Below are 20,965 nucleotides of genomic sequence, written 5' to 3'. Positions count from 1 at the left end.
GTGGCCTCGCGCGCGGACCGGGCTCGGCGCGACCGGCCCACGATGGTCGTCCGCCACCATCCCGACCTCCCGGATCCGCGGCTGATCCGGGAGATCCAGGCCGGGATGGAGGAGGAGGGCGTGCCTTTCCGGACCGACCAGGCCCACGACGATCACGGACGTCTCGGCGCTCACGGCGGCGAGGCGGCGGCACTGGCCTACGCCGCTGCCCAGGCCTCCGCGCTCGATGTCGGCGTCGGCGTCGACGCCCGCGGAACCATCTGCGTGCACCACGCGAAACTGCCGCCGGCCGCACCGGCGTTGACCGGCCCGGCGTCAGCCGCCCGCGTCCTCGGCCACAACGCAGCCCGCATCGTCGTCGGGCTCCCGCTCAGGCCGCTGCCCGCCCCAGCGCTGCCCATACCAGTGAACGGAGACCTCGCCATGCCCGGACGTCTCAGTCTCGACCAGGCCCGCGTCCTGCTCGACACCGCGCTGGCCAAGGCGGACGCGATCGGAGTGCCGATCAACGTCGCCGTGGCCGACGACGGCGGCCACCTGCTGGCGTTCGCCCGCCAGGACGGCGCGATCCTCGCCAGCGTCGACATCGCCATCCGCAAGGCCCGCACCGCGGTGCTGCTGCGGATGACCACCGACGAGCTGGGCAAGGCGGCCGCGGTCGGCGGTCCGCTCTACGGCATCGAGGGGACCAACGGCGGCCTGGTCGTCTTCGGCGGCGGCATCCCGCTGTTCACGCCGGCCGGCGACCTGCTCGGTGCGATCGGGGTGAGCGGCGGCACCGTCGAGCAGGACATCACCATCGCCCAGGCCGGTGCCGACCACCTCGGCGCCACTGCAACGTTTCCGCAACGCGCACGGGCCTAGCGTCCGCGACAGGCTCGTCGACCGGAGCCGGCCGGAGCCGACCGGAACCAACAGATTCCCGAAGGAGTTCCGAGACATGACCGTCTACGCCCGCCCCGGACAGCCGGAATCCCCCACCCGTTTCGCCCCGCGCTACGACAACATCATCGGCGGCGAGTACGTGGCGCCGGTGAAGGGCCAGTACTTCGAGAACACCAGCCCGGTCACCGGCCAGCCCTTCACCGAGATCGCCCGCTCCACCGCGGAGGACGTGGAGAAGGCCCTCGACGCCGCCCACGCCGCCGCGCCGGCCTGGGGACGGACCTCGGTCGCCGCCCGCGCCGACATCCTCAACAGGATCGCGGACCGGATGGAGACGAACCTCGAACTGCTCGCCGTCGGCGAGTCCTGGGACAACGGCAAGCCCGTCCGCGAGACGCTCGCCGCCGACATCCCGCTGGCCATCGACCACTTCCGGTACTTCGCGGGCGCCATCCGCGCGCAGGAGGGCTCGCTCTCCGAGATCGATGCGGACACCGTCGCCTATCACTTCCAGGAACCGCTCGGTGTGGTCGGGCAGATCATCCCCTGGAACTTCCCGCTGCTCATGGCGATCTGGAAGCTCGCGCCCGCCCTCGCGGCCGGCAACGCCGTCGTGCTCAAGCCGGCCGAGCAGACACCGGCGTCGATCAACCTGCTGTGGGAGCTGATCGGCGACCTGCTGCCGCCCGGTGTCCTCAACGTCGTGCAGGGCTTCGGCGTCGAGGCGGGCAAGCCGCTCGCCTCCTCACCGCGCATCGCGAAGATCGCCTTCACCGGCGAGACGACCACCGGACGTCTGATCATGCAGTACGCCAGCCAGAACCTGATCCCGGTCACCCTCGAACTCGGCGGCAAGAGCCCGAACATCTTCTTCCGGGACGTTCTCGCCGAGCATGACGACTTCCAGGACAAGTGTCTGGAGGGCTTCACGATGTTCGCCCTCAACCAGGGCGAGGTCTGCACCTGCCCGTCGCGTGCCCTGATCGACCGCGAGATCTTCGACGACTTCCTCGACGCGGCGGCGATCCGCACGAAGGCGATCCGGCAGGGCAACCCGCTCGACACCGAGACCATGGTCGGCGCGCAGGCCAGCGCCGACCAGCTGGAGAAGATCCTCTCCTACATCGACATCGGCCGGAAGGAGGGCGCCCGCCTCGTCCTCGGCGGCGAACGCGCCGAGCTCGGTGGCGATCTGGCCGGCGGCTACTATGTCCAGCCGACGATCTTCCAGGGCGACAACCGGATGCGGATCTTCCAGGAGGAGATCTTCGGCCCGGTGGTCTCGGTGGCCTCCTTCGACGGCTACTCCGACGCAATCACCCAGGCGAACGACACCCTGTACGGGCTCGGCGCCGGCGTGTGGACCCGAGACGGCACCACCGCCTACCGCGCCGGCCGCGACATCCGCGCGGGACGCGTCTGGACGAACTGCTACCACCTTTACCCCGCGCACGCGGCCTTCGGCGGCTACAAGCAGTCCGGCATCGGCCGGGAGAACCACCGGATGATGCTCGACCACTACCAGCAGACGAAGAATCTGCTCGTCAGTTACTCCCCCAAGGCAATGGGCTTCTTCTAGGAGACAGACCATGGCGGACACCGGAGGACTCGTCCGACTCGTCCCGGGGAGGCGGCCATGACCGACGTGCGAAGAACGGCGGCGCGGCGGGTGGATGCCACCCCCGCGGCGCTCGCCATGCTGCGGCGACTCTCCGCGGAGCACGGCCCGCTTATCATCCACCAGTCCGGCGGATGCTGCGACGGGTCGTCCCCGATGTGCTATCCGCGCGGTGAGCTCCTCGTCGGCGACCGCGACGTCCTGCTCGGGGTCCTCGGCGCGGACAGCGCGGACAGCGCGGAGCCAGCAGGGGACGGGGCCGCCGGAGACGGCATTCCAGGCGGCGGTGTGCCCGTGTACATCGGAGCGGCCCAGTTCGAGTACTGGTCCCACACCCACCTGACGATCGACCTCGTCCCGGGGCGCGGCGCCGGTTTCAGCCTGGAGGCGCCCGAGGGTTACCGCTTCCTTACCCGGTCCCGCCTGTTCACCGACGCCGAGGTGGCCCGGCTGGACGCCGTGCGGCCTGGCTGACCGTCGCGCTGCCCGCCCCCGCTGCCCGCGGGGGAGGGGGAGGGGGCGGGGGCGGGGGCGGACAGCGCGACTACCGGGTCAGGGGATGTCGCTGCGGCGGGCCTCGGTGATCGTCGCGGTGGCGTCGGCCCTGACGACGTAGCCCCGGGCGACGTTGCGCGCCGTCGCCGCGGTGACCTTGCCGACGTAGTCGGCGTGCGACCGGTACAGCTGGTTGAGGGTCGCCTCGTCGAACGGCACGTGGGTGCCGTACAGGATGCAGAAGCTCTCCCCGCCGTTGACGCCGGTGTTCACCGCGGTCGGCACGTCGACCGCGGCCAGCCGGATGCCGCCGAGGGCGATCCCGCGCTCGTCCCGGGCGAGCACCTGCCGGCCGTCCGGGCCGGTGGTGAACGTCAGACCCGGCGCGGAGGGCGGGGCGGCACCGAAGCGGGCCCACCGCGCGAGGTGGTCGATCGCCGCGTTGGTCACGTGGTGCAGGGGCGCCCGGCTGAACGGCGGGCTGGTGCAGGCAGGTTCGGTCAGCCCCTCGGGATAGTCCCGCTCCAGCAGGCGGTCCAGGGCCGTGTGGATGTTCTCGTCGAAGTGGGAGGTCCCGGCGACCTCCCAGCGGCGGAAGGTCGCCGAGTCCGGCGTGGTGGACGGCGCGCGGACGTCGGTCTCGCTCAGCACCTGCAGGACCTTCAGGCCGACGTCCGTGCGCAGCTGCCCGCCACCGACCGTGAGCAGCAGCGAGTCGATCACCGTGTGGAGCGGGTGGATCGCGTTGTGGTAGACGGCGAGCCGCCCGGCGGACTGGGAGGCGCCGACCGCCATCACGTGCCGGGCCGTCAGCGCGCCGAGCGGCCAGACCTGCTTCGGGCTGCGCAGCGCCTGCACCGCCTGGGAGAAGATGTCGTAGGACAGCGCGTCGGCGGGCGTGACGGTGCCGCCGGCGGTGGTGTCCAGGCTGCCGTAGCGGTCCGGGTTCCAGGCCCTGAGATGGTTCACGCCGCCGGTCTGCGCCGAGACGCCGACCCAGGCGTAACCCTCACGCAGGAAGTGCTCCCGGTGCGGGAGCCAGGCGGCCTCGATGTCGTAGCCGGCCGAGACGTTCAGCCACTCGACCACCACCACGCCGTTGAAGCGGCGCGGATCCGTCGGACGCCGCACGATCAGCCGTGAGGTGTACGGGATGTCCGGCGTCGCGACCGTCGCGTCCGCCAGCGTGGGGATCGCGTAGATGTCGGCCTTGCCGCTGAACGAGAACTCCTCCTCGACATACCCGTGCCTGCGCAGATCCGTGTCGCTCAGGAACGGCGTCGACTGCGCGGTGGTCGGGATCGCGGTCACGGCCGGGTTCGGCACGACCGACGGCGCCGCCGGCCCCGGCCGCCCTGGCGCGGGTGGCGCGGGTGGCGCGGGCGTGGCGTCCGCCGGTAAACGGACGACGGCAGCCGGTGCGGCCGCGGAAGCCGTGGAAGCCGCGGCGGCGCCGGCCGCGGGCACCGCGACACCCAGCGGAACAATCATGGACGCCGCGACGAACCCGGCGCTGGCCACACGGCCCAGAGGCAGACGGGGCATGGCGCTCCTTCCCATCACGACCGGGCCGAGTACCCAGCCGCCACCACGATCGGTGGGCGGGCCGCGACAGGCCGGCAAAGCACCACGTTCCGGCTAGCCCAAAAGGGGAATCAGGCCCCGAGCACTGGAAAGGCCCGCGAACCCCGCACGGGCACCTCGGCCGCTGGCACCGGGCAGCACGCCTTCGCATGTCCCCGGTCGAGGGTCGACGCCGAGCGGTACCGGGCTCGCGAGAGACTGGCGGACGTGGCGAGGATGCGGGAGGGCGAGCGGGCCCACGCGGACGTCTCGGTGCCCCGGCCGCGCGACGGTGGGCCGGCGCGGGCGATCCTGCGGCGGCTGGCGGCGGCCGGGCTGATCCTGGTGGGGACCGTGCTCGTGGTCTACCTGGGGCGGGACGGCTACGCCGACAACCAGGGGAACCCGCTGAGCCTGCTGGACGCCGCCTACTATGCGACGGTCAGCCTGTCGACGACCGGCTACGGCGACATCGCTCCGATCACGCCGGGCGCGCGCCTGGTCAACGTCCTGGTGGTCACGCCGGCCCGGGTGATCTTTCTGATCGTGCTGGTCGGCACGACCCTCGAGGTGCTGACCGAGCGTTCCCGGGAGGCGTTCCGGGTCGAACGGTGGAGGAGACGAGTGGACCAGCACGTGGTGGTGGTCGGCTACGGCGTGAAGGGCCGCAGCGCGGTCCGGGCACTGCGGGAGGACGGCGTGCCCGCGGAGCAGATCGTCATCGTCGACCCCGACCGGCGGACGCTCGCCGACGCGGGGCGCGACGGGTACACGACCGTCATCGGGTCGGGCACCCGTTCCGCCGTTCTGCGCGAGGCACTGACCGACCGCGCCCGCGCTGTGATCATCGCCACGAACTCCGACGAGGCGAACGTTCTGATCACTCTGACGGCGCGGGATCTGGCACCGAACGCGGTGATCTCGGCCGCTGTCCGCGAGGCGGAGAACATTCCCCTGCTGCGCCGCGGCGGGGCGGACCAGGTGGTGACCAGCTCGGACGCCGCCGGGCGGATGCTGGGGCTCGCGACCCGCAGCCCGCAGGTCGTCGACGTGTTCGAGGACCTGCTGACCTCGGACGCGGGGCTGCGGCTGGCGGAGCGCCCCGCGGCCGCGGACGAGGTCGGGCGCGGGCCCCGGGAGTGCTCGGATCCGGTGCTCGCCGTCATCCGGGACGGCCACCTGCTGCGCTTCGACGACCCGGCCGCGACCCCGATCCACCCCGACGACCGACTGATCACCGTCCGCGACGTCGGCTGACCCCCACCGGACGATCTCCCGCCGGGAACACGACCACTCCCCGACACCGGTACCGGGGGTAGACCTTGGGTGGTCGCGGTGTCGCTGTCGGCACGGCCGGGCCCTATAAGGTGGCTGGCACTCAGCTAGGTCGAGTGCCAACCTCTGGTGTGACGGCGCCGGGGCCCACGTGGCCCGTCGTCTGTCGTCGTCAGGCACCCGCCAGCGACCGGCACTCCTCCGCGCAGGCCTGCCCCCCAGGAGGACTCACCACGCATGTCAAAGATCATCGCGTTCGACGAGGAGGCCCGGCGCGGCCTGGAGCGCGGCATGAACCAGCTGGCCGACGCGGTCAGGGTCACGCTCGGCCCCAAGGGCCGCAACGTCGTCCTCGAGAACAGGTTCGGTCTGCCCACGATCACCAATGACGGCGTGAGCATCGCGCGCGAGGTCGAGCTCGAGAACCCGTACGAGAAGATCGGCGCGGAGCTCGTCAAGGAAGTAGCGAAGAAGACCAACGACGTCGCGGGTGACGGCACCACCACCGCGACGATCCTGGCCCAGGCGCTGGTGCGCGAGGGCCTGCGCAACGTCGCCGCCGGCGCGAACCCCCTCGACCTGAAGAAGGGCATCGAGGCCGCGGTCGAGCGCGTCTGCGCGGAGCTCGTCGCCGCGGCCCGGGAGGTGGAGACGAAGAAGCAGATCGCCGCCACCGCGTCCATCTCCGCGGGCGACCCGACCATCGGCACCATGATCGCCGAGGCGCTGGACAAGGTCGGCCGGGAAGGCGTCATCACCGTCGAGGACAGCAACACCTTCGGCCTGGAGCTCGAGCTCACCGAGGGCATGCGGATCGACCGGGGCTACATCTCGCCGTACTTCGTCACGGACACCGACCGCCAGGAGACCGTCCTCGACGACCCGTACATCCTGCTCACCACCGGTCGGATCTCGTCCGTCAAGGACCTCGTCCCGCTGATGGAGAAGGTGGCCCAGGCCGGGCGGCCGCTGGTGATCATCGCGGATGACATCGAGGGCGAGGCCCTGGCGACCCTGGTAGTGAACAAGATCCGTGGCACCTTCAGGAGCGCCGCGGTGAAGGCCCCCGGTTTCGGCGACCGCCGCAAGGCCATGCTCACCGACATCGCCGTCCTCACCGGCGGCCAGCTCATCTCCGAGGACGTCGGCCTCACCCTGGACGGCACCACGGTCGACCTGCTGGGCCGGGCCCGCAGGGTGGTCATCACCGCCGACGAGACCACGATCGTCGAGGGCGCCGGCGACCCGGATCAGATCACCGGCCGCGTCAACCAGCTCCGGGCCGAGATCCCGACCGCCGACACGGACTTCGACCGCGAGAAGCTGCAGGAGCGGCTGGCGAAGCTCGCCGGCGGCGTCGCGGTCATCAAGGTCGGCGCGGCCACCGAGGTCGAGCTCAAGGAGAAGAAGCACCGCATCGAGGACGCCGTCTCGAACGCCAAGGCAGCCGTCGAGGAGGGCATCGTCGCCGGCGGAGGTGTCGCCCTGCTGCAGGCGTCCACCCGTGCGTTCGAGAACCTGGGCCTGACCGGCGACGAGGCGACCGGGGCGCGGATCGTCGAGCAGGCGCTCGCCGCGCCGCTGCACCAGATCGCCTACAACTGCGGCCTGGAAGGCGGTGTGGTGGTCGAGAAGGTGCGGGGCCTGCCGACCGGCCACGGCCTGAACGCGGCCACCGGCGAGTACGTCGACATGATCGCCGCCGGGATCATCGATCCGGTGAAGGTCACCCGCTCGGCGCTGCAGAACGCCGCGTCGATCACCGGGCTCTTCCTGACCGTCGAGGTCGTCGTGGCGAACTCCCCGGCCACGGCCGCGGCGGAGGCTGCGGCAGACGCGGCCGCCATGGCCGGCCAGATGGGCGGCATGGGAATGTGACGATCGCCGAACACCGCGGCAGAGCCGTACGGGTCCTGATGGTGCGCGCCTGAACGCTTGGCAGACGGACGCGCCGGCCGGGACGGGTGCGGTGACACCACCCTGAGGTCCGCTCGGGCCGCCTGATCCCGCACTCATCGCCGCGGCGTCGGCGGCCCGGCCGGGCCCCTCCCGAGACCGCTGGGGCGCACCGGTTCCCGGGTGGGGCCTCTGTCGCACCCGGGTGAGGCTTCTGTCGCATCGGCCGCGGCGGGATCCCGGGCTGCTGGCCGGGCATGATCAGGTCATGGTGGAGGACTAACTGAATCGGCCGCGTTCCAGAACGCGGAAGTCGTGACTGGGGATGACCTCACAGGGCAGTCCCTGGATCTTCTTGATGCTCGTCTCGTAGGCGACAAGGTCCGTGTAGAGACCGACGGGAATCGGTTGCCCCTCGGCGTCGCCGTCCCAGTTCTCGTACAGATAAACCGTGTCGCCTCCGATCAGATAGCTCTGCGACCCGGCTTCGACCAGGACGCCCTGGGAGCCCGGAGTGTGACCGGGCAGACTCACTGTCGACACACCCGGCGCGAGCGTGACGTCCCCATGGACAGGGCTGATCTGGTGCTCGGCTCTGCGCCATGCCGCCTCGAGACCCGGCAACGCCTCGAACTGTCGCCGGTGCCAGGTCACGGGATTCTTCGCAAAATCGAGTTCCCGCTGCTGGACGACGACTTCGGCGTTCGGAAACAGGTGGTTGTTCGAGCTGTGGTCCCAGTGCAGATGTGTGTTGACGACCAGCCGCACGTCATCGGGGTCGATACCAATGTTGCGCAGGCTGGTGTCGGGGCGCTCGTCGGGCGTCTGCTCAAGCACCAGACCGTGATATTCTTCGGCCCTCGACGGATCCGCCCCGGTGTCCACCACGACCGGGAATTCTCCCCCCTCGATCACGAACATGATGAGGGGAAGATCCTGCTTGGCGCCCCAGTTGCACATGTAGGTGAACGACGGCTTGGGAAGCCCGTATGCGCGGCCAACGCACAGAGCGCGGATGGTCAGTGACACCTTGACTCACTTCCTCGAAGCTCGACTGGACGCTGATGAAGGCGACGCCCTGTCGCCGGTCACGTCATGTTCAATGGGATTTCGGTGACCTCGCCCAGAAGCACCGCCCCGCGTCGACTCAGCGTCGGCTGCGCGCCAGGGAGTCGAGTGAGACCGCGATCAACAGAATAGCTCCCTGGATGAGGAGCTGCTTCGAGGTGTCGAGCGCCAGCGCGGAGAAGACGTTGTTGATCGTTCCCCAGAGCAGGATCCCCACCACGGTTCGCCAGATGGCGCCCTCGCCGCCCATCAGCGCCGTTCCTCCGATGATGACGATCGCGATGGCATCCAGGGTCACCGTAGGACCTATGTTGGCCTGGCCGACGCTCGTCTGCGACGCGACGATCATCCCGCCCAGTGCGGCGCACATCGAAACGATCGCGAAGGTGCTTGTTCGGACGACGTTCACCCGCATACCCGCGAGTCGGGAGGCTTCGAGGTTGCCTCCGACCGAGTAGATGGAGCGGCCGTAGACGGTGCGCGCAAGGATGAATCCGAACACGCCTACCACCACCACCAGCACCCACGTTGCGACCCATATGCCGCCCCACTTCCCGGTGCCAAGCGTTTCGAAGCCCGCCTTGGTGGAGACCACTGGCTGCGAGTCGGAGTACCAGTACGTGGCCCCCGAGAAGAGCGATGCGGTCGCGAGTGTCGCGATGAAGGAGTTGACCTTGAGGACGGTCACCGCCAGGCCGTTGATGACTCCGCACACGACTCCGACGAGGATCGTGCACAGGAACGCGAGCCACAGGGGCATGGAGTTGGACAGGCTCGCGTAGACGACCGACGCGCCGGCGAACACCGCGGCGGCCGAAAGGTCGAAGCCGCCACAGATGATCGCGAAGGTCATTCCAACCGCGACAATGGCGGTCGGCGTCACCTGGGCCACCATGTTGTTCAGATTCTGCGGGTCCAGGAACTGCGTGTAGATGACCCGGGCGAACACGAAGGTCAGAAGCAGAACCCACACCATGCCGTACCGCAGCCCGAAGATCCGTGACAGGCTCGTTCTGATGCGACCTTCGAGGGTGTTCGTCGCCGGCGAGGAGGGCGGCGGGGAGGATGCCCTGCCGTCGACAACCTCATTGGTCACTATGTTGATCACGAAATCTTCTCCTCGAGCTGCGACTCATGCCGTTGCACCTGGGCCGGCTGGTCGTTGGGATTGTCGGAACCGAAGGCAAGGGTGAGGATTCCCTGCGGCGAGATCGGGGCCGTCACGGCGTCGAGGATCCCGACCTGCGTCCCCTCGCGCAGGACGACGACGCGGTCGGCTGCAGCCGCGATCTCCTCGAGCTCGGAGGAGACCATCACGACCGAGAGACCGCCTGCGGCCATGTCCTCCAGGGACTGGAGAATCTCGGACTTGGCGCCGACGTCGATCCCGCGGGTCGGCTCGTCCGCGAGCAGCAGCCTCGGCTGGACGTATCGCCAACGGGCGAGCAACAGCTTCTGCTGGTTTCCCCCCGAAAGGTGAGTCGCCGGATCACGCAGGCGGGTCGACGAAAGACCGAAAGCCTGCCCGTGCTCGCGGGTGGCCGTCTCGACAGATCGAGGCGAGACCATGCCCCACCGTCTGGCCCCGCGAAAGTTGCTCAGCGCGATGTTGTCCATCGCGGGCATCGCGAGCACGAGGCCCTGGGTCTTGCGATCCTCGGGCAGCAGCGCGATGCCGTGACGAAGCGCTCTGCGCACCGTGTGAGGCCACGGGATCTCCTCACCGTCGATCCACATGCGGCCCCGGGCACGTGGTTCGACACCGGCCAGCGCTCGGAGGACCGTCGATCTCCCGGAACCCACCAGCCCGCCCAGGCCCAGGATCTCGCCGGGCAGGACCTCGAACTCGATGCCCGACACGACGCCGGGCACGGTCAGCCCGGAGACCGCGAGAGTCGTCCGCCGGCCGTCACTGCGATGTGAACGCCGGCGTGTGGCCTCCTTCGGAACACCCGTTGACTCGTTGGAGAACTCCGCGGCCAGGCGCGGATCTACTTGCTTGCCGAGCATGGCGTCGATGATCGACGCCTTCGTGAACTCGACGCGAGGTCCGTCAGCGACGACGGCCCCGTCCCTGAACACGGTGATGTGATCCGAGATCGCAAGCACCTCGTCCAGGTTGTGGCTCACCAGCACAACCGTGACACCGTCGGCACGCAACCTGCGGATGGTGCTGAAGAGCGCCTCCCGTTCGGAGCTGGCAAGCGAGGCCGTCGGCTCGTCGAACAGGATGATCCTGGCTTCCGTGACGAGCGCACGCAGGATCTCGATCATTTGCTGTTCGGCGACCGACAACGACCGTGCCAGGGTGTGGGGAGGTTGGGCGGCAACACCGACGCGGCCGCAGAGTTCGAGGTAGCGCACCCGCATCTCACGTTCGGAGAGCAGTCCGAATCGCGCCAGGGGATGACCGAGGAAAAGATTGGCCTCGACTGTGAGGGCGGGAATGATCGTCAACTCCTGATAGATCGCGAACACCCCGGCAGCCCTGGCGAACCGCGGGTGTCCGCCACGCAGCTCGTGACCGAAGACGCTCACGTCACCGGAGCTCTTCGAGACGCGTCCGGCTATGACGCCCAGAGCCGTCGACTTGCCGGCGCCGTTCTCTCCGACCAGGGCGTGCACGCTACCGGCCTCGATGCGCAGGTCAACCCCGCGAAGCGCCTGAGAGCGGCCGAAGGTCTTCACGAGTTTCGATACGACGACTGCGTCAGTCACAACACATCACCATTCGTTGGAGTTGACAGGCAGCCACTCGCGGCCCTGAGGATGGCGGGCGATTCACCTGAAGTCCGCGTAGCGGAGCCCGTTCGCTCGGGGCTGGCGCCCGCGAACATGCCTCGACAGACGACGTCCTGAGGCCCGGTGGAGGTCGACAGCGCCAGGCCTCAGGAGATGGGTGTCGTCGTCTGCGCTCTCACCGTGCCCGAATCGGCAGTCAGCCGACGTGCGACCTCAACCAGGCGTGCGACAAGCTGGTCCGTCGCCGAGTAGAACAGCGAGTGGTCGCACCGGAGCCGCACGGCATCACCGAGGAAGTTCGCGCGTCCCTCCTGGTAGGCGGGCGCCATCGCGAAGTCCTCGGTGCACACGACGTACGAGGAGGGTACCGACCGCCACGCCGGTTCGACGATCACCTCGTTCATGCAGGCAAAGTGCATCGGGCGCAACCGGTCAAGAATTTCCTTGACCTGCGCGGCCGTGCACATGCCGTAGAAGGCCGGAATCGCCCGCACCGGGTCAAGCCCAAAGCTCACGCCGTCCTCGTGGACGGCGAGGGATAACTCCAGTTCGGGCGTCGTGAGCTGGGGAACGACATCGCCCGCCGCCTGACCGGCGTCAGGCATCGACGCCGCGCAGAACATGAGCGCGTCCGCCTCATGACCGCCTGCGGTGATGACGACCCCGCCGTAACTGTGCCCGACGACCAGGACCGCCTCGCACGACTTCTTCATGGCTCTCACGGCAGAGCGGACCACGTCGGCGTCGCTCGACAACGATGTCAACGGCAGGTCGACAGCGTGGACCTCGAAACCCGCCGAGTATACGGGGCCGACGACGTTTTCCCAGCACCACGGTCCATGGCATGCGCCATGGACCAGGACCACGCCGGTCCTGCGGCCACCGAGTGCCGGGGGGATGCGTTGCATGTCTCGGGGTCCTTCGCCGTCGTCAGTTGGCACCGGCGGTAGCCATGTCGATTCCCGCCGTCATCGGCACGGGCTCGACCAGAACACCCTCCGCCCATGCATGGATGCGGTTCCAGAACGTCAGCCGAGTGCTGGCGAAGTTGTGCATGTGACCCATGCGCGGTTGCACGTATACCGTCACGTCGCTGGACTGAAGATACGCAGCAGGCTCCGAGCGGGGATTCGGAGTCACGTCCCGCTCCCCCGCTCCGACGAAAACCGGAGAACGGATCATCGCCGCCTCCGCGGCTACAGCACCCGGCGACATCATCGTCATGCTCGACGGCGGGATGACATCGGTTGCCCAGAACGGAAGCTGCCCACGTCGCAGCGGATAGTCGACCAGGTCGGCGAGCACCACCTCGCGTGCCACGTCGTCGTAGTGGAATCCTGCAGCAGTTGCGGGGAGGCCGTTTTCGTCAGGAGCCATCTCGGGCATCGCTGTCGTGTGAAGTGCGCGGGTCATCACGCCGACGTCCGTTCCCCGAGGGAAGTAGAACGGAGTGCTTCGCGGGGCGCCGGGCGGCAGCCAGCTGACCGCGTGACTTGCCGACCAGCCGAGAACACCCACCGCCTGGAACGTGTGGTTCTGCCCCTGCTGGAGAATGAGGAGGGCTGCGCCCATCGACTGACCCAGGCCAAGGATTCGCGCCGACTCCACCGTCGGGAGGTCGTCTCGACATCCGGGTGCGGAGAGCAGTCTCATCACGCCGCGCACCGTGGACTCGTTTGCGTCGACGAGGTGCTGCCAGGTCACCTCGGCCATGTCCCTGACCCGCGTGCTCCCACCACAGCCGAGATGATCGACGGCGACGAAGATCCACCCGCGCGAGGTGTGCAGCTCCGCCTGGCTGGGCGTGCCGTCACCGAGGAGGTCACGCGTGAAGTAGGACCGGTTGTAGCCCCCGCCGGTGAAGGCGAAGCAGACCACCGGGTCCGTGGGGACCTCGTCGGGGAGGCAGATCGTCGCAGCGGTCGTCAGCCCGGCCTGCTGCCCTGCCTCTGGTGCCACATCGATATCGACGTCGACCGTGCGCATGTGAACGTTCCTCGCCTGATCATGTGAGTGGAACCTGATCCGCAGAAAGGTTGTGTCCGAAGAACCGCCGACGGAGCCGGCGCAGTGGTTCCACGCCGGCTCCGTCGTGCCGTCAGTAGCGCGGCGTGAAGTCGTCCGCGTTGTCCCTGGTGATGACCACCGGATCCTCGACGGTTCCGTACTCATCCGGAATGTTGGAGATGAAGCGCGGCACATCGTCACCCATCTGCGCCGAGTGCACAGCCTCGACCAGAAGCCTGCCGTACTCGTCGGGGAAGTACGGAAGCGTGAACTGCATATTGCCGTTCTTCACCTGGTCGACGCTGTAGGACGTCGCTCCCTGATCGGCAAGCCCAACCTTGCCGAGCATGTCCACCGACTCCATCGCGGTCACCACCGAGCGCGTGACGTCCGGGGAGAAGGACGACAGGACAGCGGTGACATCCGGGTTGGCGCTCAGGTAGTCGCGCGTCGCGCTCAGCGCCTTCGGCGTGGTCCAGTCCGTGTAGACGAAGTTCACGTCGAAATCGGGGTTTGTTTCCGCGAGTTCCGCGACGGCCTGCTTCTGGTTGATCACGAGCGGGTCGAGCTCCGGCCCCGTCACGAGCGCGACCTTCTGCGCGCCCGGGAACGCCTTGATCGCGTTCTGCAGGAAGGCCCTGGTGTAGGTGTAGGTCGTGTCACCCGCGACCGTTGCGAGTGTTCCCGGCACCCAGAGCTCGTCGCCTGCGGGCTTCGTGCTCGTGTCACACGGAGTGCCCGTGGTCACCACCAGGACCCCGGCGGCGGGGAGCACCCTGGTCATCGCGGCACATTCCGAGGCGCCGACGAGCGGCTCCACCGCCGCGACGTCGTACGTCCTGTTCGTCGCCGCCGTCTGGAGCTGGTTGAGCTGCTTGTTGAGATCGAACTGTCCGTCGATGGGTTCGATCGTGTAGCCGTACTTCGCCGCGGCATCCTGGGCGCCCCTGAGCAGGGACTGGTTGAAGGCGGTCGCCGCGCTCTGCAGGAACAACCCGATCTTCAGGTCACCCTGGGGGAGCTCGATCGTCTTGCCGTCCCCGATGTCGACCGCGCCCGTCCCGCTCGCCGTACCCCCGGCTGGCTCCGGGTCAGCTGCCCCGCACCCGGCGAGAGCCAGCGCGCCCGTGAGCGCCAGCGCTAAGCCAGCGGTCCTCAACGATGTCTTCACTCGCGTCCTTCCCTGCAATCACGCCACTCAGAGGCGGCGCCCGGCGTTGACACGTGGCGTCCCCGCCTGGCGAGTGATTCGTATTTACGAACGCACGTTCCTTTTTGCGACTAGGTGTCGTGAAAGTAGTTGTGGAGTCCACTACGTGTCAAGAGTCACAGCACACCGGATCCGTCCCCGATCTTGTGACCAGATTGATCACCGGACGACGCGCTGACCAGGACCGATGCTCTGTGATCAGGTGCCGGGCGCCGCTCCGGCCGAGGGTTCTCCGCCCGCGCCTAACGGCTCTCGTGGTCGATCGGCTTGACCGGAGTGGTGATCTGCTGGTCCGGCGGTTCCGCTGCCTGGCAGCGGGCTGTCCGCGCCGGCTCCTCGCCAGCTCCTCACCGGCTCCTCACCCCGGCATCCCGGTGCCCTCCCTGGTAGACCGGAGTTCCGCGGCGGTGGGAGGAAACCGATGAAGGCAGTGCGTGGCCACGAGGGGCGGCCGGTGGTCATCGACGTGGATGACGTTCCCGGCTGGGACGACGGCGAGCTCCTCGACATGGCCGCGGCCGGGATCTGCGCCTCCGACCTCAGCTACCTGAGGTACGGGACCACGTTCGTCCTCGGCCACGAGCTCGCCGGGCGGCGCGCCGACGGAACGCCCGTCCTGGTGGAGGGTCTGTTCGGCTGCGGGCAGTGCGACCTGTGCCGCGAGGGTCGGAACAACCTCTGCGGGCAGACGACCGGGATGGCGCTCGGTATGAAGCGTGACGGCGGCATGGTGGAGCAGTTCCGGGTGCCGGCGCACAAGGTCCTCGAGGTACCGGCCGGGCTCGAAGTCGCGAACGCCTCGCTGGCCGAGCCCGCCGCGGTCTCCTGGCACGGGGTCCGCCTCGGCGGGGCCGCGCCGGGCCGGGCAGTCGCCGTCGTCGGCGGCGGGTCGATCGGTCAGCTCGCCGCGGCCGCCGCCCAGACCCAGGGTGCCGACGAGGTCGTGCTCGTGGCCCGCTACCCGCACCAGCACGAGATCCGCGAGCGGCTCGGAGTCGGTGAACCCGCGGAGGGCGCGCTCTACGACGTGGTGATCGAGGCCGCCGGCTCGCCCAGTGCCCTGCAGCGCAGCATCGAACTGCTGAAGCCCGGCGGGACGATCGCCCTGCTCGGCGTGTACTTCGACGGCATGGACCTCCCCCACTCGGCGCTACGCGGCAAGGAGGCCACCCTCGTCGTCTCCATGGGTTACTGCGGGCACGCAGGCCGTCGGGAAATGCTCCAGGCCGCCCAGATGCTCGCCGCCCGCCCCGAGATCCCGGACGCGCTCATCACCCACCGTTTTCCACTGGTGGACGCCGCCGAGGCGTTCCGGGTGGCGTCCGACCGCGGCAGCGGCGCCGTCAAGGTCGTCGTCGAGGTCTCCTGAACCGGCTCCGAGATCGAGTCCACGTCCGCCACCGCCGTCCCCGGCCTGTGGCGGGCTAGCCGGCGGAGGGGGTCCGGGGCGCGATGGGTCTGCCCATGCCCGACGTCGGCGACTGCGACGGGGAGAGGGGGGAGGGCAGGTGAGTCTCGCTGGTGCCCGGCCCACTGTTGCACACCATCATCATCTGACCGCAGGCGGTGGCCGTGAACTGGGCGACCAGTGTGCCGGCGGAGTTGTAGGCGTAGAGGGTCAGCGGCATCTGGCCGATGGTCTGGTACTGGGCGAGATCCGGGGTTGTGACCTGGATGCGGGTGATGAACGCGCCGCTCGATGGCTCGAAGGGGACGACGACGGCGTCTCCGGTCGGGAGCGCGGCGACGAGCAGGGCGACCTGTGGTGACACCTGGCCGACGGCCCACCGCCGCGCGTTCCACGCGCCCAGCATGCCGGACCCGTCATCGCCGGAACTGAACACCTCGACGGGGGCTGTGGGCGGTGTAGTCAGGTCGTGGCGACCGCCCGGCCAGAGAATCGGGCCGTTGATGCCGGTGAGGTCGGGAACGGTGGCAGGTTCGTGGAAGGTCCGGCACATCCCCCCGCCGTCCGCTCCCACAAGGAGGACCTGCAGGCCCCACCGGTCGGCGACCGCAACGAACAGGCGCGTGGTCTCCGGCGCACAGTGGCTGTCGATCTCCTCGCGCTGAGCGGCGGTGAGGGGCACCAGACGGGGGGTGTCGACGTAGCGCAGTTGCAGGGGCGCGCCGTCCGCGGCGGCGGGAGCCTCCGTGGGAGGCGCCGGCGCGGGGCCACGGAGCACGGTGGGCAGCCCGGCCACAGGCATGATCGTCGCTCGGCTGTCCGGACCACCGCCGGCGAGGACACCGGCCCCGATCGCTACGGCGGCCAGGGCAGCGCCGGCAGGGACGGCCACGGCGAGGCGACGCCGGCGGCGACGCCGGGCCTCGGATACTGAGGCGCGTGCGCCGGGCAGCAGCTCGTCCGGCAGGCGGACCTCCAGCTGGCCGGCGGCCGAGCGCAGCCAGCCTGCGATCTCGTCGTCGGACCTGCCGAGTGGGGTGTCGTTCATAGCGTCTCCTCCCGCGCGACGACGGGGCGTCCAACCCGGCTCGGGGCCGACGGGGCAGCGGGTCTGGTGGGACCGGCGAGCGCGGGATGGATACGCAGCTTCGCGAGGCCCTTTACGGCCTGGCTTTTCACCGTGCCGACCGAGCAGCGCATCAGCGCGGCAACCTCGGCCTCGGGCAGGTCCTCGCAGTAGCGCAGCACGACGACCGCCCGCTGCCGCGGCGGCAACGCCGCGAGTGCCGCGGCAAGCCCCGCCCGGTCCTCGACGGCCGCGAGCTGCGGCGACGACGCCGTCCGTTCCGGCGGCAGCTCGACGAGAACCTGTCGGACCTGGCGGCGCCGGAACCGACGGGCGTTGGCGTTCACCATCACTCGGCGGGCGTACGCGTCGGGCCTGTCGTGGCCACGGACCCGCGGCCAGACGGCGAACACCCGGGTCAGGGTCGTCTGCGTCAGGTCCTCCGCCTCGGCGGAGTCGCCCGTCAGCAGATAGGCAAACCGCAACAGCCCGGCAGCCCTCGACGCGAAGTACGCCGTGAAGCCGCCGTCGTCGCCCTCATCTGTGCGCACCACGGCCCTCCCTCACCCCTACAGAGGCCACGGGGACGGCGGCAGGTTGCCCGGTCTTCCCGATTTCCCGAGAGCGCCGGGCGAGGTCGGCCATGCCGGCTCCTTGTCCGCCGTGGTCTGTCCGCCATGGGAGGCGATCCACCGACTACTACGCGGCGCCTGCCACCGGCGGTTCGGGCACCCGACCACGACCGGACGCCGGAGCGGCTGACTGAGCCCCTCCGGCGGTGGTTCCACGGGTGTGCCGGGATCAGTGGACGTCGGTCAACTCCTGGACACCCAGCTCGGCCAGCAGCCGGGAGCGCAGGTCCGCGAACGCGGGGTCGGTGCGCAGCCTCGGCGCGGGCAGGGCGACCGGTGCCTGGAAGGAGAGCCTGCCCTCGGTCAGGACCAGGATCCGATCCGCCAGCAGGATGGCCTCGTCGACGTCATGGGTCACGAACAGCACCGCGGGACGGTGCCGCCGGCACAGTTCCTGGAGCAGGGCGTGCATCCGGATCCGGGTCAGTGCGTCCAGCGCGCCGAACGGCTCGTCGAGCATGACCAGATCCGGTTCGCGCACGAGCGCGCGGGCGAGCGCCACCCGCTGGGACTCACCGCCGGAGAGGGTCACCGGCCAGGATCTCTCCCGTCCGGCGAGCCCCACCTCCGCGAGCGCGGCGCGCCCGCGACTGTCCACGTCCGTTCCCCGCAGGCCGAGGACGACGTTGCCGAGCGCCCGCGTCCACGGCAGCAGCCGCGGCTCCTGGAAGACCACGGCGCGCCGGCGGGCGACGAGCACGTCTCCGGTGACCTCGTCGTCGAACCCGCCGAGAATCCGCAGCAGGGTGCTCTTCCCGGAGCCGCTGCGCCCCAGCAACGCCACGAACTCACCGGACGCTACGGTCAGGTCGAGCCCGTCGAGCACCACACGGGGCCCGAAGGCGCGGGTCAGACCACGTACCCGGACGGCCGCGGCAGGCTCCTCCCCGGCCGGGGCATCGGCCGGGGAGCCGAACCGGGCGTCGCCCACCCGGTCAGCGCCCACCCGGTCAGCGCCCACCTGGTCAGCGTCCACCTGGTCAGCGCCCACCGCGCCGGCGCCGAGCGGGCCAGCGGCTGTGGGGGTGGCGGCTGTGGGGGTGGCGGCTGTGGGGGTGGCGGCGCCTGTCAGGTGCCGGAGAATCCGCGTCGCCATGACAGCAGGCTCCTTTCCAGAAGGCGGACGATGCCGTCGCAGGCCAGTCCGAGGAGGCCGTAGATCACCAGGCAGAGGACCATGATGTCGGTCCGGTTCCAGCCCTGGGCGCGGTTGAGCAGGTAACCGATACCGGAGTCGGCGTTGACCTGCTCGGCGAAGATCAGCAGAAGCCAGGCGACGCCCAGGGACCAGCGCAGTCCGGTCAGAAAGCCCGGGACGGCGCCGGGGATGATCACACGGCGGATCAGGCCGAGCCGACCGAGCCCGAAGGCCCTGCCGGCCTCGACGAGTCTGATGTCCACACCGCGGATCGCGGAGAAGGTGTTCATGTAGACCGGGAAGATCACACCCACGGCGATCAGAAAGATCTTCGCCTCCTCACCGATCCCGATCCAGACGATGATCAGTGGAAGCAGCGCGATCACCGGGATCGTGCGCAGGAAGTTCATCGCGGAGTCGACGACGTCCTCACCGAACCGGAAGAACCCCGCCACGACCGCGAGCGCCAGGCCGATGGCGAGACCGATCGCGCAGCCCCAGGCCACCCGGAGCAGGGAGGTCCCGAGGTTGCCGGTCAGCTCGCCCGAGCTCCACAGCTCCCGCGCCGCGCTCACCACCGCGCCGGGTGAGGCCAACGCCCGGTCGCTGACCAGGTCCAGCCCGGTCAGCGCAAGCCAGAGGAGGAACAGCAGGGCCGGCCCGGACAGACGGCGCGTCCAGGGCGGCACGATCCGCGGGCGGCGTGTGTGACGGCGGGTACCGGTCGGATCGGTCAGTACCGGAGCCAGGTGCGCGCCGACGGTCCGCACGACGGATTCATCGATCACATCGGTCATGGCTGCCTCGCTCCGCTGCTCCGCGACGGGCGGTCGCTCGTGGACGGGACGCTCATATCGGCAGGCCTGCGGCGGTGAACGCTGCCCTGAGCTCGTCGTTGAACGCGTTGTCGATCTCGTCGTCGACGTTCAGCGACGCCGGTAGCTCACCGACACCGGAGAGCAGTTCCCCCTGAACGCGCTGGCTTTCGACGAACGCCTCCGTGACCGGGGTGAACCTGGTCGCGGGTGTGCTGTCGAAGTACTCCCGGGCCGCGGCCGGGTCCTGCTTGAGATTTTTGACGTAGTACTGCTGGACCCATTCGTCCGGGTTCTCCTTGGGCCAGGCCGACGCCCGTGAGAAACGGAGGACGAAGTCCTTCACCGCGGCGCGCCGAGCCGGGTCGGCCAACGCGTCCTTCGCTGCCAGCAGGACGCCGAAATGCGGCAGCGGGGTCGTCCTCACCTCGTAGGAACCCCTGTTCTGCGCGGTGATCGCCGCACCGTACTGGCGGACATACACCACCGCGTCCACCTGGCCGGAGGCGAACGTGGAGGGCAGGCTCGTGACCGGAACGTTCACCACGGTGACGTCATCCTGGCTGAGTCCGGCCGAGTCGAGCTGGTTGAGGAGATACCCGTGCAGGGACGTTCCCTGGGTGAGCGCGATCCGCTTCCCCTTCAGGTCGGCGGGACCGCGAATACCCGAGTCCGCCGCCGCGAAGATGGTCTGGGCGTTCACGGAGGACTCCGAGACGGCCACCGCGACCACCCCGGCGTCGGCCGCGTTCGCGAACAGGACCGGTGTGTCCCCCATGTAGCCGACATCCAGCCGGTCGGCGCTGAAGGCCGCGTTCATGTGCGGCCCGTCGGCGAAGGTGTTCCAGTTCAGTGTGTACGGCGCGCCCTGCTCCTGGCCCGACAGGGTGATCTGCAGCTCCAGGAGCTTGCCCTGGTCGCCGATGCGCAACGTGTCCACCTGCCCGGGGGTCGCCGCGTCGGACGCTTCCCCGTCGTCTCCTCCGCCGCAGGCCGCCAGGCCGGTGGCCAGGATGGCGACGAGGCCGGCGGACACCAGCGCCGACCACCGCCTGCGGGTCCGTCGTAGGTGCATGCATATCTCCAGGCGAAAGGAGCCGTCGGCACCGGTGGGACCGGTGCCGACGGCCAGGTGTCCAGGTCACGA

18 protein-coding genes are annotated in these 20,965 nt (G+C 69.6%); 6 read left to right on the top strand and 12 right to left on the bottom strand.

Going from position 1 to position 20,965, the window contains the following annotated elements:
• The 3 genes from B207_RS38445 to B207_RS0116755 all read left to right on the top strand — a co-directional run bounded on the left by B207_RS38445 (position 1) and on the right by B207_RS0116755 (position 2,977).
• The gene (locus B207_RS38445) at positions 1-864 is read left to right on the top strand and encodes a heme-binding protein (protein WP_154675406.1); all 864 of its coding nucleotides are present in this window, start codon (positions 1-3) and stop codon (positions 862-864) included.
• A 76-nt stretch (positions 865-940) separates the two neighbouring features.
• Positions 941-2,464, top strand: a complete 1,524-nt coding sequence (gene adh / locus B207_RS0116760; protein ID WP_026311134.1) for an aldehyde dehydrogenase — start codon at positions 941-943, stop codon at positions 2,462-2,464.
• Positions 2,465-2,521: 57 nt separating this feature from the next.
• The gene (locus tag B207_RS0116755; RefSeq protein ID WP_018637719.1) at positions 2,522-2,977 is read left to right on the top strand and encodes a DUF779 domain-containing protein; all 456 of its coding nucleotides are present in this window, start codon (positions 2,522-2,524) and stop codon (positions 2,975-2,977) included.
• 78 nt (positions 2,978-3,055) lie between these two features.
• Here the strand turns inward: B207_RS0116755 and B207_RS34235 are convergent, their stop codons facing one another.
• Positions 3,056-4,543: an alpha/beta hydrolase domain-containing protein gene (locus tag B207_RS34235; protein WP_018637718.1), complete on the bottom strand. Its 1,488-nt coding sequence runs from the start codon at positions 4,541-4,543 to the stop codon at positions 3,056-3,058.
• 255 nt (positions 4,544-4,798) lie between these two features.
• Here B207_RS34235 and B207_RS0116745 point away from each other — a divergent pair, with 255 nt between their 5' ends.
• On the top strand, positions 4,799-5,818 hold the full coding sequence (locus tag B207_RS0116745) for a potassium channel family protein (RefSeq protein WP_018637717.1): 1,020 nt from the start codon (positions 4,799-4,801) through the stop codon (positions 5,816-5,818).
• A 255-nt stretch (positions 5,819-6,073) separates the two neighbouring features.
• Entirely contained in the window at positions 6,074-7,714 is a 1,641-nt protein-coding gene (gene groL / locus B207_RS0116740; RefSeq protein ID WP_018637716.1) for a chaperonin GroEL, read from the top strand.
• A gap of 297 nt (positions 7,715-8,011) precedes the next feature.
• Here groL and B207_RS0116735 read toward each other — a convergent pair whose 3' ends face one another.
• From B207_RS0116735 to B207_RS0116710, 6 genes are all read right to left on the bottom strand, one after another.
• Positions 8,012-8,761 (bottom strand): N-acyl homoserine lactonase family protein, encoded by a 750-nt coding sequence (locus B207_RS0116735; protein WP_018637715.1) that lies wholly within the window; start codon positions 8,759-8,761, stop codon positions 8,012-8,014.
• Positions 8,762-8,879: 118 nt separating this feature from the next.
• Complete coding sequence (locus B207_RS0116730) at positions 8,880-9,908, bottom strand: ABC transporter permease (RefSeq protein ID WP_018637714.1); 1,029 nt, start codon at positions 9,906-9,908, stop codon at positions 8,880-8,882.
• On the bottom strand, positions 9,905-11,518 hold the full coding sequence (locus B207_RS34230; protein ID WP_035740960.1) for a sugar ABC transporter ATP-binding protein: 1,614 nt from the start codon (positions 11,516-11,518) through the stop codon (positions 9,905-9,907). The genes B207_RS0116730 and B207_RS34230 overlap by 4 nt, the downstream gene beginning before the upstream one ends.
• A 170-nt stretch (positions 11,519-11,688) precedes the next feature.
• Positions 11,689-12,450: an alpha/beta fold hydrolase gene (locus B207_RS34225; protein WP_084692180.1), complete on the bottom strand. Its 762-nt coding sequence runs from the start codon at positions 12,448-12,450 to the stop codon at positions 11,689-11,691.
• Between the two features lie 22 nt (positions 12,451-12,472).
• Positions 12,473-13,528 (bottom strand): alpha/beta fold hydrolase, encoded by a 1,056-nt coding sequence (locus B207_RS36975; protein WP_018637711.1) that lies wholly within the window; start codon positions 13,526-13,528, stop codon positions 12,473-12,475.
• 112 nt (positions 13,529-13,640) lie between these two features.
• Positions 13,641-14,720 carry a sugar ABC transporter substrate-binding protein gene (locus B207_RS0116710; protein ID WP_018637710.1) on the bottom strand — a complete coding sequence of 360 codons (1,080 nt, stop codon included), beginning with the start codon at positions 14,718-14,720 and terminating at the stop codon, positions 13,641-13,643.
• Between the two features lie 460 nt (positions 14,721-15,180).
• Here B207_RS0116710 and B207_RS0116705 point away from each other — a divergent pair, with 460 nt between their 5' ends.
• Positions 15,181-16,128: a zinc-dependent alcohol dehydrogenase gene (locus B207_RS0116705; protein ID WP_018637709.1), complete on the top strand. Its 948-nt coding sequence runs from the start codon at positions 15,181-15,183 to the stop codon at positions 16,126-16,128.
• Between the two features lie 55 nt (positions 16,129-16,183).
• Here the strand turns inward: B207_RS0116705 and B207_RS0116700 are convergent, their stop codons facing one another.
• From B207_RS0116700 to B207_RS0116680, 5 genes are all read right to left on the bottom strand, one after another.
• Positions 16,184-17,215, bottom strand: coding sequence for a hypothetical protein (locus tag B207_RS0116700; protein ID WP_018637708.1), 1,032 nt, complete (start codon positions 17,213-17,215; stop codon positions 16,184-16,186).
• Positions 17,212-17,784, bottom strand: coding sequence for a SigE family RNA polymerase sigma factor (locus B207_RS0116695; RefSeq protein WP_035740994.1), 573 nt, complete (start codon positions 17,782-17,784; stop codon positions 17,212-17,214). Before B207_RS0116695 ends, B207_RS0116700 begins: the two co-directional genes overlap by 4 nt.
• A gap of 250 nt (positions 17,785-18,034) precedes the next feature.
• On the bottom strand, positions 18,035-18,961 hold the full coding sequence (locus tag B207_RS0116690) for an ABC transporter ATP-binding protein (protein ID WP_018637706.1): 927 nt from the start codon (positions 18,959-18,961) through the stop codon (positions 18,035-18,037).
• Complete coding sequence (locus B207_RS0116685; RefSeq protein ID WP_018637705.1) at positions 18,934-19,800, bottom strand: ABC transporter permease; 867 nt, start codon at positions 19,798-19,800, stop codon at positions 18,934-18,936. Before B207_RS0116685 ends, B207_RS0116690 begins: the two co-directional genes overlap by 28 nt.
• Positions 19,801-19,852: 52 nt before the next feature.
• Entirely contained in the window at positions 19,853-20,893 is a 1,041-nt protein-coding gene (locus tag B207_RS0116680) for an ABC transporter substrate-binding protein (RefSeq protein WP_026311132.1), read from the bottom strand.
• Positions 20,894-20,965: the final 72 nt, after the last annotated feature.

Source organism: Parafrankia elaeagni (assembly GCF_000374165.1).
GTDB classification, from domain to species: Bacteria; Actinomycetota; Actinomycetes; order Frankiales; family Frankiaceae; genus Parafrankia; species Parafrankia elaeagni.
Note: the sequence above shows the minus strand (reverse complement) of the source record. Positions and strands in the feature narration are given on the sequence as shown.